12 protein-coding genes are annotated in these 14,154 nt (G+C 56.4%); 10 read left to right on the top strand and 2 right to left on the bottom strand.

Going from position 1 to position 14,154, the window contains the following annotated elements:
- Together acnD and prpF are read left to right on the top strand one after the other, a co-directional pair.
- On the top strand, nt 1–2,616 hold the full coding sequence (gene acnD, locus WF513_RS09825; RefSeq protein ID WP_339083510.1) for a Fe/S-dependent 2-methylisocitrate dehydratase AcnD: 2,616 nt from the start codon (nt 1–3) through the stop codon (nt 2,614–2,616).
- 130 nt (nt 2,617–2,746) lie between these two features.
- Entirely contained in the window at nt 2,747–3,934 is a 1,188-nt protein-coding gene (prpF, locus tag WF513_RS09820; protein ID WP_339079200.1) for a 2-methylaconitate cis-trans isomerase PrpF, read from the top strand.
- A 121-nt stretch (nt 3,935–4,055) separates the two neighbouring features.
- On the opposite strand, the gene WF513_RS09815 is transcribed toward prpF, so the two are convergent.
- Nucleotides 4,056–4,874, bottom strand: coding sequence for a pyruvate, water dikinase regulatory protein (locus WF513_RS09815; protein WP_339079199.1), 819 nt, complete (start codon nt 4,872–4,874; stop codon nt 4,056–4,058).
- A gap of 223 nt (nt 4,875–5,097) precedes the next feature.
- Between WF513_RS09815 and ppsA the strand changes: the two genes are divergently transcribed.
- The 8 genes from ppsA (at nt 5,098) to WF513_RS09775 (ending at nt 13,266) form a co-directional block, all read left to right on the top strand.
- A complete protein-coding gene (ppsA, locus tag WF513_RS09810) occupies nt 5,098–7,473 on the top strand; it encodes a phosphoenolpyruvate synthase (protein WP_339079198.1) in 2,376 nt (791 codons plus the stop codon).
- A 202-nt stretch (nt 7,474–7,675) separates the two neighbouring features.
- Entirely contained in the window at nt 7,676–8,683 is a 1,008-nt protein-coding gene (locus WF513_RS09805) for an alpha/beta fold hydrolase (protein WP_339079197.1), read from the top strand.
- Nucleotides 8,684–8,888: 205 nt separating this feature from the next.
- A complete protein-coding gene (gene rraA / locus WF513_RS09800) occupies nt 8,889–9,377 on the top strand; it encodes a ribonuclease E activity regulator RraA (RefSeq protein WP_339079196.1) in 489 nt (162 codons plus the stop codon).
- Nucleotides 9,378–9,397: 20 nt separating this feature from the next.
- Nucleotides 9,398–10,393: a zinc transporter ZntB gene (locus tag WF513_RS09795; RefSeq protein WP_339079195.1), complete on the top strand. Its 996-nt coding sequence runs from the start codon at nt 9,398–9,400 to the stop codon at nt 10,391–10,393.
- A 54-nt stretch (nt 10,394–10,447) separates the two neighbouring features.
- Nucleotides 10,448–10,693 (top strand): CrfX protein, encoded by a 246-nt coding sequence (locus WF513_RS09790; protein ID WP_339079194.1) that lies wholly within the window; start codon nt 10,448–10,450, stop codon nt 10,691–10,693.
- A gap of 2 nt (nt 10,694–10,695) precedes the next feature.
- Entirely contained in the window at nt 10,696–11,511 is an 816-nt protein-coding gene (locus WF513_RS09785; RefSeq protein WP_339079193.1) for a mechanosensitive ion channel domain-containing protein, read from the top strand.
- An 88-nt stretch (nt 11,512–11,599) separates the two neighbouring features.
- Nucleotides 11,600–12,199, top strand: coding sequence for an RNA polymerase sigma factor SigX (gene sigX, locus WF513_RS09780; RefSeq protein ID WP_339079192.1), 600 nt, complete (start codon nt 11,600–11,602; stop codon nt 12,197–12,199).
- Nucleotides 12,200–12,297: 98 nt separating this feature from the next.
- Nucleotides 12,298–13,266: an OmpA family protein gene (locus WF513_RS09775; protein WP_339079191.1), complete on the top strand. Its 969-nt coding sequence runs from the start codon at nt 12,298–12,300 to the stop codon at nt 13,264–13,266.
- 143 nt (nt 13,267–13,409) lie between these two features.
- Here WF513_RS09775 and cobA read toward each other — a convergent pair whose 3' ends face one another.
- On the bottom strand, nt 13,410–14,147 hold the full coding sequence (cobA, locus tag WF513_RS09770) for a uroporphyrinogen-III C-methyltransferase (protein WP_339079190.1): 738 nt from the start codon (nt 14,145–14,147) through the stop codon (nt 13,410–13,412).
- Between the last annotated feature and the right edge of the window lie 7 nt (nt 14,148–14,154).

The following is a 14,154-nucleotide window of genomic DNA, read 5'->3' as shown; positions in this document are numbered from 1 at the left end:
ATTACTCTCAATAGCCTCTACCGCAAGCCACTGCCCGGCACCGTGCTGGATTACTTCGACACCCGCGAGGCCGTCGATGCCATCGCGCCGGGTGCCTATGCCAAGTTGCCCTACACCTCTCGCGTACTCGCTGAACAGTTAGTCCGCCGCTGCAGTCCGGCGATTTTGACCGAGTCGCTGAAGCAGCTTATTGAGCGTAAACGCGACCTGGATTTCCCTTGGTACCCAGCGCGAGTGGTCTGCCATGACATTCTCGGGCAAACCGCACTGGTTGATCTGGCCGGCTTGCGTGATGCGATCGCCGAGCAGGGCGGTGACCCGTCCAAGGTCAATCCGGTGGTGCCGACCCAGCTGATCGTTGATCACTCCTTGGCTGTGGAATACGCAGGCTTTGATCCGGAGGCATTTGAGAAAAACCGCGCGGTTGAGGAGCGCCGTAACGAGGATCGCTTCCACTTTATCGAGTGGACCAAAACCGCGTTCAAGAACGTCGACGTGATCCCGGCTGGCAACGGCATCATGCACCAGATCAACCTGGAGAAAATGAGCCCGGTGATTCAAGCGCGTGGCGGCGTGGCCTTCCCGGACACATGCGTTGGCACTGACAGTCATACCCCGCACGTGGATGCGCTTGGTGTCATCGCGGTGGGTGTTGGCGGCCTAGAAGCGGAAACAGTGATGCTTGGCCGCGCCTCAATGATGCGCCTGCCAGACATTGTCGGTGTCCACTTGGTTGGCAAGCGTCAACCGGGCATTACCGCCACCGACATCGTCCTGGCCCTGACTGAGTTTTTGCGTGCACAGCGCGTGGTCGGCGCTTGGGTTGAGTTCTTCGGTGAGGGTGCTAACAGCCTAACCATCGGTGACCGTGCAACCATCTCCAACATGTGCCCCGAATACGGTGCTACAGCCTCGATGTTCTACATCGACCAGCAAACCATCGACTACCTCAAACTCACTGGCCGTGAGCCAGAACAAGTGGCGCTGGTTGAGCACTATGCCAAGACCACCGGCCTGTGGGCTGATGCACTGGTCACCGCTGAATACGAGCGGGTGCTGAGCTTTGATCTGTCCAGCGTGGTGCGCAACATGGCCGGCCCGAGCAACCCGCATCGTCGCCTGCCGACCTCCGCTTTGCATGAGCGCGGCATTGCTGACGAGGCCATGTTGGCAGCCGGTAAAGTCGACGAGGCCGAGGGTCTGATGCCTGATGGCGCCGTAATCATCGCTGCGATCACCAGCTGCACCAACACCTCTAACCCGCGCAACGTAGTAGCCGCGGGCCTAGTGGCGAAGAAGGCTAACGAACTCGGCTTGCAGCGCAAGCCCTGGGTTAAAACCTCGTTTGCACCGGGCTCTAAGGTCGCCAAACTCTATCTGGAAGAGGCGGGCCTGTTGTCCGAGATGGAGCAGCTCGGTTTCGGCATCGTTGGCTACGCCTGCACCACATGTAACGGCATGTCCGGTGCGCTGGACCCAGCCATTCAGCAAGAAATTATCGACCGCGACCTGTATGCCACGGCTGTTCTGAGTGGTAACCGTAACTTCGATGGGCGTATTCACCCCTACGCCAAGCAAGCGTTCTTGGCTTCGCCGCCGCTGGTGGTAGCGTATGCCATCGCCGGCACAGTGCGCTTTGATATTGAGCAGGATGTGCTGGGCCTGGATAAGAGTGGCAACCCGGTCACGCTGAAAGACCTGTGGCCCAGCGATGAAGAAATCGACGCCATCGTCGCCTCCTGCGTTAAGCCGGAGCAGTTTCATCAGGTTTACATCCCGATGTTTGATTTAGGCACAGTGACCGAGTCTGAAAGCCCGCTGTACGACTGGCGCCCGATGTCGACCTATATCCGCCGTCCGCCTTACTGGGAAGGCGCGCTGGCCGGCGAGCGCACGCTCAAAGGCATGTTGCCGCTGGCGGTGCTGCCGGACAACATCACCACCGATCACCTGTCGCCTTCTAACGCCATCTTGCTGGATTCAGCGGCGGGCGAGTACCTGCACAAAATGGGCTTGCCGGAAGAGGACTTCAACTCTTACGCCACCCACCGCGGCGACCATTTGACGGCGCAGCGTGCGACCTTCGCCAACCCACAGCTGGTCAACGAAATGGCCGTGGTGGATGGCAAGGTGCAGAAGGGCTCGCTAACCCGCGTCGAGCCGGAAGGCAAAGTAATACGCATGTGGGAAGCCATCGAAACCTATATGGGCCGCAAGCAAAACCTGATCATCATCGCCGGTGCCGACTATGGCCAAGGCAGCTCGCGTGACTGGGCTGCCAAAGGACCGCGTCTGGCCGGTGTTGAGGTGATTGCCGCTGAAGGCTTTGAGCGCATTCACCGCACCAACCTGATCGGTATGGGCGTGCTGCCGCTGGAGTTCAAACCAGGCACTACGCGGCTGACCTTGGGCATCGACGGCACGGAGAGCTACGACGTGATTGGCACGCGCACACCGCGCGCCACCTTGACGCTAGTCATCAACCGTCGCAACGGCGAGCGTGTTGAGGTGCCGATGACGTGCCGTTTGGACAGCGACGAAGAAGTGCTGATTTACGAAGCTGGCGGCGTGCTGCAGCGTTTCGCCCAAGACTTCCTTGAGTCCACCAAGGGCTGATCTGCCACCGGGGCGGCAACGCCTTGGTCTTTCGTAGGGTGGGTCATGCTGTATCGATCCACCTTGACCGCGCGTGCGGTGGACGGGGAAAAACTGTCCACCCTACGGTTTCAAAGGCTAGGTAATCACTATGTCTCAGTTACCCCAGATCAAAATCCCCGCCACCTATATGCGTGGCGGCACCAGCAAGGGTGTGTTCTTCCGCTTGCAGGACTTGCCAGAGCGCTGTCAGGTGCCAGGCGCTGCGCGTGACGCGCTATTTATGCGCGTGATCGGCAGCCCTGACCCTTATGCCGCACAAATTGACGGCATGGGCGGTGCTACGTCATCAACATCCAAGTGCGTGATTGTGTCCAAGAGTAGCCAGCCGGATCACGACGTCGACTACCTCTATGGCCAGGTGTCGATTGATAAGGCTTTTGTCGATTGGAGCGGCAATTGCGGCAACCTGTCGACGGGTGCCGGTGCGTTCGCGATTCACGCAGGCTTGGTCGATCCATCGCGCATTCCTGAAAATGGCATGTGCGTGGTGCGTATCTGGCAGGCCAATATTCAGAAAACCATTATTGCTCACGTGCCAGTGGCCCACAGCCAGGTGCAGGAAACCGGTGAGTTCGAGTTGGACGGGGTGACCTTCCCAGCTGCTGAGATTGTGCTGGAATTTCTCGACCCCTCGGATGACGCAGAAGGGGGCAGTTCGATGTTCCCCACCGGTAACCTAGTCGATGAGCTGCATGTGCCAGGTGTTGGCACCTTTAAGGCCACCCTGATCAGCGCCGGCATCCCCACGGTGTTCGTTAATGCTGAAGATATTGGCTACAGCGGCACCGAACTGCGCGAGCAGATCAACGGTGACCCTGAGCAATTGGCGCGTTTGGAAAAAATTCGCGTAGCCGGCGCCCTGCGCATGGGCCTGATCAAAAACGCTGATGAGGCGCTCACCCGCCAACACACACCCAAAATCGCCTTTGTCTCTAAACCCAAGGACTATCAGGCATCCAGTGGCAAAACGGTGCAGGCCAATGAGGTCGATTTATTGGTGCGCGCGTTGTCGATGGGCAAGCTGCACCACGCCATGATGGGCACCTGTGCGGTGGCCATTGGCACAGCAGCGGCGATTCCCGGAACGCTAGTCAACGTGGCGGCAGGCGGCAGTGCACGTGAGACAGTAAGTTTTGGTCATCCGTCCGGTACCTTGCGCGTTGGCGCCCAAGCCGCTCTGGTTAATGACCAATGGACGGTGACAAAAGCCATTATGTCGCGCAGTGCGCGGATCCTGATGGAGGGCGCGGTGCGGGTGCCGGGCGATTGTTTCTAAGGCACATGCAGGGTGAGCGCCGCGATGATCATGGTGTGTAGGAAGGGCTTATTGATCAGCGGCGCGGCGCGGGGCCAATGCGCTTGCAAGTTGAAATGGTGCCCCGCGCTGCTGTTTCAGGCTACTTAAAGCGCCGCTCGACGCCTTTTTCCACCAATATTTTCGCGGAAATCTCTTCCACTGAAAAAGAAGTAGAGTTGATAAAATTAATGTTCTCGCGGCGGAACAGGTTTTCCACCTCGCGAACTTCAAACTCGCATTGGGCAAAACTGGCGTAACGGCTGTTGGGCTTACGCTCGTTACGAATGGCGGTCAGACGATCTGGATCGATAGTCAGGCCAAACAATTTGTCTTTGTGTTTTTTCAGAATATCGGGCAGCTGCAGGCGCTCCATATCGTCTTCGGTGAGGGGGTAGTTGGCCGCACGAATACCGTACTGCATGGCCATATACAGGCACGTTGGGGTTTTACCGCAGCGCGATACACCCACCAGAATCATGTCGGCTTTGTCGTAATAGTGAGTGCGCGCGCCATCGTCGTTATCTAGGGCGAAATTGACCGCCTCGATCCGCTCCATGTAGTTGGAGTTATGGCCAATGGAGTGCGATTTACCGACTGAGTAGGAGGAGTGCGACGTCAGTTCCTGCTCCAGTGGCGCGAGAAAGCTTGAGAAAATGTCGATCATAAAGCCATCAGATTGCGCCAAGATGTCGCGGATATCCTGGTTGACGATGGTGTCAAAGATGATCGGCCGAGCACCGTCTTTGTCTGCCGCGCTGTTGATTTGTTGTACCATGGCGCGGGCCTTTTCCACGCTGTCGATGTAAGGGCGCGTGAGTTTGGTGAAGCTGATGGTTTCAAACTGGGCCAGTAAGCTTTGGCCCAGGGTCTCAGCGGTTATGCCGGTGCCATCGGAGATGAAAAAAGCGGTTCGTTTCATTTGCGCCATGGGCCTTAAGCTGAGGACGAATCTTGGCTATCATAGGCCCGATTTTACAGGGCCGGTCAGGCCGGCATTGTTACTTATTTTCCAGGGTCAGGCCACAATCGCGCAGGCTACTTGCCGCCGAATGCTGCCGGTCCCTAACCAGCTTGTGCATGAGTTTGCGCGCAAACTCTGCACAAGCCCTGAGCTTTTCCAACACTTAAGTGGAGAGATCACCTTGGTAGAGTACGTAGTTTCCCTCGATAAGCTCGGCAATCACGATGTTGAGCACGTAGGGGGCAAGAACGCCTCCCTGGGCGAGATGATCAGCAACCTTGCCGGCGCCGGTGTTTCGGTGCCTAGCGGTTTTGCCACCACAGCCCAGGCTTACCGAGATTTTCTCGAGCAGAGTGGCCTAAACGCACAGATTCACGCAGCGTTGGACGCTCTGGATGTTGATGACGTCAATGCGCTAGCAAAAACTGGTGCGCAGATCCGTCAATGGATCATGGACGCCGAATTCCCTGAGCGCCTTAATCAGGAAATTCGCAGCGCTTTCGCTACCATGGCCAATGGTAATGACAACATGGCCGTCGCTGTGCGCTCTTCCGCCACCGCAGAAGACTTACCCGACGCCTCTTTTGCCGGCCAGCAGGAAACCTTCCTGAATATTCGTGGCGTCGAAAACGTTATTCGTGCAGCCAAGGAAGTGTTTGCCTCGCTGTTCAATGACCGAGCTATTTCGTACCGCGTGCACCAAGGCTTCGATCACAAATTGGTCGCCTTATCGGCCGGCGTGCAGCGTATGGTCCGCTCTGAAACCGGCACCGCTGGCGTGATGTTCACCCTCGACACTGAATCCGGCTTCCGCGACGTGGTGTTTATCACGGGCGCCTATGGCCTCGGCGAAACCGTGGTGCAGGGCGCAGTCAACCCAGACGAATTCTATGTGCACAAACAAACACTGGCAGCCGGTCGCCCGGCCATTTTGCGCCGCAACCTGGGCAGCAAAGCGATCAAGATGATTTACGGCGACGAAGCCAAGGCCGGTAAGTCGGTCAAGGTCGTCGATGTTGATCGCGCCGAGCGTGCACGTTTTTGCTTAAGCGATGCAGAGGTCAGTGAGTTGGCCAAGCAGGCCATGATCATTGAGCAGCACTACGGCCGGCCGATGGACATCGAATGGGCTAAGGACGGCGATGACGGCAAGCTGTATATCGTTCAGGCACGTCCGGAAACGGTGAAAAGCCGCACCAATATCAATGTGATGGAGCGCTACTTGCTCAAGGAAACCGGCACGGTGTTGGTTGAAGGCCGTGCAATTGGCCAGAAGATCGGTGCAGGTCGCGTGCGCGTCATTAATGATGTGTCCGAGATGGATAAAGTCCAGCCCGGTGACGTATTAGTCTCCGACATGACTGACCCGGATTGGGAGCCGGTGATGAAGCGCGCCAGCGCCATCGTCACCAACCGTGGTGGGCGTACTTGCCACGCTGCAATTATTGCCCGCGAGCTGGGTATCCCAGCAGTGGTGGGCTGTGGCAATGCCACTCATGTGCTGAAAGATGGCATGGGTGTGACGGTTTCCTGTGCTGAAGGCGATACCGGCTTTATCTTCGAAGGTGAGCTAGGTTTCGATATTCGCAAGAACTCGGTCGACGCCATGCCTGATCTGCCGTTCAAGATCATGATGAACGTGGGTAATCCGGATCGCGCTTTTGATTTCGCCCAGCTGCCCAACGCAGGCGTAGGTTTGGCTCGCCTGGAGTTCATCATCAACCGCATGATTGGCGTGCACCCTAAGGCGCTCTTGAACTTTGCCGGCCTACCGCCAGAGATCAAGGAAAGTGTTGAGAAGCGCATTGCTGGCTACGATGACCCGGTCAATTTTTATGTCGAGAAGCTGGTCGAAGGCATCAGCACCTTGGCCGCTGCATTTTGGCCAAAGAAAGTCATCGTGCGGTTATCGGACTTTAAGTCCAACGAATACGCTAACTTGATCGGTGGCAAGCTGTACGAGCCGGAAGAAGAGAACCCAATGCTGGGTTTCCGCGGCGCTTCGCGTTACATCAGCGAGTCCTTTCGCGATTGCTTCGAGCTGGAATGCCGGGCGATGAAGAAGGTGCGCAACGAGATGGGCCTGACTAACGTCGAGATCATGGTGCCGTTTGTGCGCACGCTTGGCGAAGCCAGTCAAGTGATCGACTTGCTGGCCAGCAATGGCCTGAAACGCGGTGAGAACGGGTTGCGCATCATCATGATGTGCGAGCTGCCGTCCAACGCGATTCTGGCTGAGGAGTTCCTTGAGTTCTTCGACGGCTTCTCGATCGGCTCCAACGATCTGACTCAACTCACGCTGGGCCTGGACCGTGATTCCGGTATCGTTGCGCACCTGTTTGATGAGCGTAATCCGGCGGTGAAGAAGCTGCTGAGCAATGCTATTCAAGCCTGTAATAAGGCCGGTAAATACATCGGCATCTGCGGTCAGGGCCCTTCGGATCACCCGGATCTGGCGCGCTGGTTGATGGAGCAGGGTATCGAAAGCGTATCGCTGAACCCAGATTCGGTGCTCGACACCTGGTTCTTCTTAGCCGAAGGCCAAGCCCCGGCCTGATAGCCCATCAGCGTGATGGTTAAGGGCAGGTTAAACCTGCCCTTTTTTGTGTTCAGCGCATTCATGTGTTTGACCCCTGTGGGGCTCGCACAAAACGCCTTCAGCAGTTTTGTGCTCTGCCATTCCCCGTGACGCTCTTATGGGGTGTATGCAGGGTGTGGATAATGGCTCCCGACAACTCGTTGCGATAGAGCGAAGATAGATGCAAAGCAGCAGTGTGCTTTTCCCCGTTGCCTTGATCAGCGCCGAACTGCGTGGCGATCTGAGTGAGGATATCTATCGCCTCAAGCCTGGTAACAGCCCTGACAAAAGCGTTGAGCTAGCCCTGACCCGCCTCGGTCGTGCGGGTTATGAGCACGAGCGCGGTGTGCCGCTGATGCTGATTCCCGGCAGCTTCTCCAATCGACGTTTCTGGTTCTCACCCAAAGGCATTGGCTTAGGGGCTTACTTGGCCCGCGCAGGCTTTGATGTGTGGATCGCCGAGATGCGTGGCCACGGGCTGTCACCGCGTAACCGCGACTACCAGCGCAATACCGTGAGCGATTATGTGCGTTATGACTTGCCCGCTATCGCTGATTTTGTCCACGAGCTAAACCCGCAGAAAGCCCACTGGTTGGGTCATTCCTTAGGTGGGATCATCCTTGCTGGGGCGCTCGGCGGGCGTTATCTGGATGAGGCAAAGATAGCGTCTAGCGTGTTGTTTGGCAGCCAAATAAGCCGTGTCTACTGGCCCCTTAAGATTCCGCCCGTGGAGTGGGGCAGTCGTTTTTTGCTCAAGCGCTTCTCGCTGTTGTCTGGCTCACGGCTTAAGCGTGGCCCAGAAGATGAGCCGATCAGCTTGGTGGTTGAAAGCCTGCGTTGGCACGGCCTGTTTGGCCGCTTTGGCGATGCGCAGGGCGACTGGTGGGCTGGGCTGGCGGAGGTGCGAGTGCCGGTTATGGCTGTCGCTGCGCTGGGTGATAAACAGGATCCGGCCTGGGCCTGTGAGAAATTACTCAAACAGTTCGGCTCGCCCCTGAGTGAATTTCTTTGCTTGGGCAAACAGCATGGCTTTAACAGCGACTTTGGGCATGTCGAAATGCTCATCAGCAAAGACGCGCAACGTGAGGTGTGGCCCTTGGTCGAGCAATGGCTGCGCAAAAGCCCACAGGTAGCGGCTGAACTGCACAGCCGTGTGCAAGAAGCACCTAAAATCGCTTGCGCTGAGTAAAACCGCGAGCGGTGTCACTTATTAACGATGTCACCTTTAAATACTGCGGCGCAGGGTCGTATACCGGCGTTAAGCATTGAGTCTGAGCTGGCCAGCTGCCGCGCGTTGTATGTCACCCTGTGCCAAGGTCTTGCGCGTTGATTTATGTAACAGGCTGGTTCGGATCGCCCGTTAAGCCCTCTCACATTACCTAAGGAGCTTTGCCATGCATTACATCACCCCTGATCTGTGCGACGCCTACCCGGAACTGATCCAGGTGGTTGAGCCAATGTTTAGCAACTTTGGTGGCCGCGACTCCTTTGGCGGCGAGATCGTCACTGTCAAATGCTTTGAGGACAACTCGTTGGTTAAAGAGCAGGTTGATCTGCCGGGTAAAGGCAAAGTGCTGGTGGTAGATGGTGGAGCCTCCATGCGGCGTGCGCTGTTGGGTGACATGCTCGCCGAGAAAGCGGCGAAGAACGGCTGGGAAGGCATTCTGGTGTATGGCTGCGTGCGTGATGTCGACGTGCTGGCGCAGACCGACTTGGGTATCCAGGCGCTGGCCAGTCACCCAATGAAAACCGATAAGCGTGGCATCGGCGACCTCAACGTAGCCGTGACCTTCGGTGGCGTGACTTTCCGCCCAGGTGAATTCATTTATGCCGACAATAATGGCGTGATCATTTCACCCTCTGCGCTGCAGATACCGGAGTAGGGCGCTTGCAAGAAACTGTCATGCACGAAACTGACAATGCGCAGTGGGGCTTGGTGCACGCCTTTGTTCTCAATGGCCTAGGCGGCGCCCGCAGTATTGCCCGGCAGGAGTTGCAAGGGCTGGTGCTGGGTGAGCAGGAAAGTCTTTGGCTGCATTGGGACCGTGGCCATCCGTATGCGCACACCTGGTTACGTACAGAAAGCGGCTTAAATGAATTTTGCTGCGACTTGCTGTTGGAAGAAAATACCCGTCCGCGCCTACTGGCGCTGCCTGAGCAGCAACTGCTGCTGTTCTTGCGCGGGCTGAACCTCAACCCGGGCGCTGAGCCTGAGGACATGGTTTCGGTGCGTATCTTTGCTGATACACAGCGGGCGATTTCTCTACGCTTGCGACCGCTGCGGGCCACTGAGGCGTTAATTGAAGACCTGCTGGCGGGTAAGGGGCCGAAAACCTCTGCTGAGTTGATCCTCAGCATGGCGCATTACTTGACCGATAAAGTCGAGCTGCTGGTCAGTCAAGTCTCTGAGCAAATTGATGACTTGGAGGAGCGTGCGGATGCTGAGGTCAGCCAGGCCCCCGATCACTCGAATTTGCTACAGATGCGTCGCCGTGCTGCCAGTCTGCGGCGCTTTTTGGCGCCGCAGCGGGATATTTATGCTCAGCTGACTGCCAGTGCCCAGGCCTGGTTTGTCGAGGCTGATGGCAGCTACTGGAACGAGTTGAATAATCGGTTAACTCGCTACCTAGAAGAGCTCGAGCTGAGTCGCGAGCGCGTTAGCTTACTGCTGGAAGCTGATAACCGCCGCATGGATGAACGGATGAACCGTACCCTGTATCGGTTCGGCATCATTACCGGGATTTTTCTGCCCATGAGTTTTCTGACCGGTTTGCTAGGCATCAATGTCGGCGGGATTCCGGGCTCCGAAAGCCCGTATGGTTTTTTGCTGGCCTGCACCCTGATGGCCGTGGTTGCCCTGGTGCAGTGGCTGCTTTTTCGCAGCTTACGCTGGATCTGATGTGACCTGCCCGGTGTTGCTCTCGTCTAGCCGACACATCCTCTGAGGTGCGCCATGCACGATCCATTTGAACAATCGCTGCGCGATTTACTAAAGTCACCTGCCTCGAGCCATGACGACGATGCTTGCCTGCATCGCGTGCTAAAAACCGCCAATCGTCAGGTGGGCGCCGGTGATTTGTTTGCATTGATGGGGCACTGGGCAGGTGCGCTGATGATCGCGCTGAACAAGGGTTCGGCACATATCGCGCCGGTATCACGCCGAAAATCTTCTGAAGCTCATTTAAATAAGGCTGACTAAGCATGGAATTTACTCAAGTTCTTGTGGACGCCATGGCCAGCGTATGGGCCCCAATTGCTGCCTTTATTCCGCGCCTGCTCGGCGCAATGGTGGTAGTGCTGCTGGGTTTTGTGGTGGCCAAGTTTCTCGACACACTGCTGTCCAAGCTGCTCGGCAAAATTGGCTTGGACCGCCTGATGGCGGGTACAGGCCTGACCAAGCTGTTGAGTCGTGCTGGAATTCAGGTGCCGGTGTCAACCCTGATCGGCAAGATCGTTTACTGGTTCGTATTGTTGATCTTCTTGGTTACGGCCGCCGAGTCCTTGGGCTTAGAGCGTGTTTCGGCCACGTTTGACATGCTGGCTTTGTACCTGCCGAAGGTGTTCGGAGCGGCCTTGGTGCTACTCGCCGGTATCCTGCTGGCGCAATTGGTCAGCGGCTTAGTGCGCGGTGCAGCGGAAGGCGTAGGGCTCGATTATGCAGGCGGCTTGGGTCGAGTAGCCCAAGGCCTGGTAATCATCATCAGCATCTCAGTGGCGATCGGGCAGCTTGAGGTTAAGACCGACCTGCTAAATAACGTCATCGCTATTGTGCTGATTTCGGTAGGTTTGGCTGTTGCCTTGGCGCTCGGCTTGGGCAGTCGGCATATCGCCAGTCAGATCCTCGCGGGCATTTATGTGCGTGAATTATTTGCGGTGGGGCAACAGGTGCAGGTGGGTTCGGTCGAAGGGCAGATTGAGGAGATTGGCACTGTGAAAACGACCCTGCTGACAGAAGCTGGCGAGCTGGTTTCCGTGGCCAACCGCACTTTGCTTGAACAGCAGGTAAGCAGCCGCTAAGGCTATTCCCTGTTATTGTATGCGGCCACTGCGCAGCCTGCTTTTCAGGCTGCGTTGGCCTATGTCCTGACTGTCGGCCTGACTTGTTTTGAATAAAGCCCATTCTGCCTCCCTGCGTTATGACCCCCGCGAACTCTCGGACGAAGAGCTGGTGGCGCGTGCCCATGACGAGTTATTCCACATAACCCGCGCCTACGAAGAGTTGATGCGTCGCTACCAGCGCACACTGTTCAATGTGTGCGCGCGTTATTTGGGCAATGACCGCGATGCCGATGATGTTTGCCAAGAAGTCATGCTCAAGGTGTTGTATGGCATTAAGAACTTTGAGGGCAAATCAAAGTTTAAAACCTGGCTGTACAGCATTACCTACAACGAATGTATTACCCAATACCGTAAAGAGCGGCGTAAACGTCGTCTTATTGATGCCTTAAGTTTGGACCCCCTCGAAGAGGCGTCTGAAGAAAAGGTAACAAAGCCCGAAGACAAAGGCGGCCTTGATCGGTGGTTAGTGCATGTCAATCCCATTGATCGAGAAATTCTGGTGCTACGTTTTGTCGCAGAGCTGGAGTTTCAGGAGATCGCTGACATCATGCACATGGGCTTAAGTGCGACAAAAATGCGCTACAAACGTGCTCTTGATCGCCTGCGTGATAAATTTTCAGACAGTACTGAAACTTACCTAGAGTAATGTGCTCTTAGTTAGCGACAATTCTGGTAGAATTGCCGGCTGAGTTGTCTTGCGTTTGTCAGACAACTTACTGACCACCAAGATAGGGAACATTAGTAATGAAATTGAAAAACACTTTAGGCGTTGTCATTGGCTCGTTGTTAGCCACATCTTCCCTCAGCGCTCTGGCGCAGGGTCAAGGCGCTGTCGAAGTGGAGGGTTTTGCCAAGAAGGAAATCTTCGACAGCGGCCGTGACTTCAAAAACAACGGTAACCTGTTCGGCGGTAGCATCGGCTACTACCTGACTGACGACGTTGAACTGCGTCTGGCCTACGACGAAGTGCACAACGCCCGTGGCGAAGATGGCCGCAACATCAAGGGCGCAAACACCGCTCTGGATGCTTTGTACCACTTCAACAATGCTGGCGACGCACTGCGTCCTTACGTCTCGGCTGGTTTTTCGGATCAGAGCATCGGTCAATCCGGTCGCAATGGCCGTAACGGTTCGACCTTCGCCAACATCGGCGGCGGCGCTAAGTACTACTTCACTGACAACTTCTATGCCCGTGCTGGCGTTGAAGCTCAGTACAACATCGACCAAGGTGACACCGAGTGGGCGCCAAGCGTCGGTATCGGCATGAACTTCGGTGGTGGCAGCAAGCCGGCTCCAGTTGTTATGGCTGCAGCTGAGCCAATGGCTGAGCCAGTCGCTGCTGCTGAAGAGCCAATGGAGCTGGTTCGCGTTGAGTTGGACGTTAAGTTCGACTTCGACAAATCCAGCGTCAAAGAAGAAAGCTATGGCGACATCAAGAACCTGGCTGACTTCATGAAGCAGTACCCACAAACCACCACTGTGGTTGAAGGTCACACTGACTCCAAAGGCACCGACGCCTACAACCAGAACCTGTCCGAGAGCCGTGCAAACGCCGTTCGTGACGTGCTGGTCAACCAGTATGGCGTAGACGCTGCTCGTGTTAACGCTGCAGGCTACGGCGAAGCTCGCCCGGTTGCTGATAACGCCACTGACTCCGGTCGTGCTGTTAACCGCCGTGTAGAAGCTGAAGTAGAAGCTCAGATCAAGCAGTAAGCGATCTGGCTGTATAAAAAACCCGGCTCCGGCCGGGTTTTTTATGCGTGTTATTTACGACTCTAATTGCGCGGCGCCGTTTAACAGTCGTCAGTTGATGGGCCTTTTGCGGAGGATTACCGCCTGCGGGCTAAGCAACTGCGTTAGGTACCAACGGCCGCAAGTTGCATGTCAACGTGGGCGGCGACTTCACCAATTACCAGAATAGCCGGGCTTTTCAATTGAAAATCCTGCGCGGCTTGTTGCATAGCCGCCAAGCTGCTGCGGCATTCGCGCTGCTCGGGTAGCGAGGCGTTTTCGATCATGGCCACTGGCATGTCGGCGCGCATACCGCCGGCCAGCAGGTTTTCGCGAATTTCCGGTAGCTTGGCCACGCCCATATAGACCACCAAGGTGGTGCCGCTCTGGGCCAGGGCTGACCAGTTCAGGCTGCTGTCGTCCTGAGTGTGCGCGGTCACCAACGTGACGCCGCGGGCAACCCCACGTAGGGTCAGGGGAATTCCACAATTGGTAGCACCTGCCAGGCCTGCGGTGATGCCGTTGACCATTTCCACGTCGATGCCGTGTTCACTCAGCCAGTCGGCTTCTTCACTGCCACGTCCGAAGATGCAGGGGTCGCCGCCTTTTAGGCGTACTACGCATTTTCCCTGTCGTGCATAACGCAGCATCAGACGATGAATAAATGCCTGTGGGGTGGAGCGGCAACCGCCGCGCTTGCCGACTGGCATGATCCGAGCGTTAGGGCAGTGCTCCAGCACTGCGGGATTAACCAAGTCATCAATCATGACGATGTCGGCCTGATGCAGGGCCTTTACTGCCTTTAGCGTCAGCAGATCGGGGTCACCTGGACCTGCGCCTACCAGCCACACTTTTGCGCTCATTCTGATC

Origin of the sequence: Pseudomonas sp. TMP9 (assembly GCF_037943105.1) — a bacterium.
Taxonomy (GTDB): domain Bacteria; phylum Pseudomonadota; class Gammaproteobacteria; order Pseudomonadales; family Pseudomonadaceae; genus Aquipseudomonas.
The sequence above is the reverse complement of the archived record's forward strand: the minus strand, read 5'-3'. Positions and strand labels throughout refer to the sequence as shown.

What these genes read in the sequence shown, in the direction of transcription:
- prpF (WP_339079200.1), top strand. Translation starts at nt 2,747, where the DNA reads ATGTCTCAGTTACCCCAGATCAAAATCCCCGCCACCTATATGCGTGGC.
- WF513_RS09815 (WP_339079199.1), bottom strand. Translation starts at nt 4,874, where the DNA reads ATGAAACGAACCGCTTTTTTCATCTCCGATGGCACCGGCATAACCGCT.
- WF513_RS09805 (WP_339079197.1), top strand. Translation starts at nt 7,676, where the DNA reads ATGCAAAGCAGCAGTGTGCTTTTCCCCGTTGCCTTGATCAGCGCCGAA.
- rraA (WP_339079196.1), top strand. Translation starts at nt 8,889, where the DNA reads ATGCATTACATCACCCCTGATCTGTGCGACGCCTACCCGGAACTGATC.
- WF513_RS09795 (WP_339079195.1), top strand. Translation starts at nt 9,398, where the DNA reads ATGCACGAAACTGACAATGCGCAGTGGGGCTTGGTGCACGCCTTTGTT.
- WF513_RS09790 (WP_339079194.1), top strand. Translation starts at nt 10,448, where the DNA reads ATGCACGATCCATTTGAACAATCGCTGCGCGATTTACTAAAGTCACCT.
- WF513_RS09785 (WP_339079193.1), top strand. Translation starts at nt 10,696, where the DNA reads ATGGAATTTACTCAAGTTCTTGTGGACGCCATGGCCAGCGTATGGGCC.
- WF513_RS09775 (WP_339079191.1), top strand. Translation starts at nt 12,298, where the DNA reads ATGAAATTGAAAAACACTTTAGGCGTTGTCATTGGCTCGTTGTTAGCC.
- cobA (WP_339079190.1), bottom strand. Translation starts at nt 14,147, where the DNA reads ATGAGCGCAAAAGTGTGGCTGGTAGGCGCAGGTCCAGGTGACCCCGAT.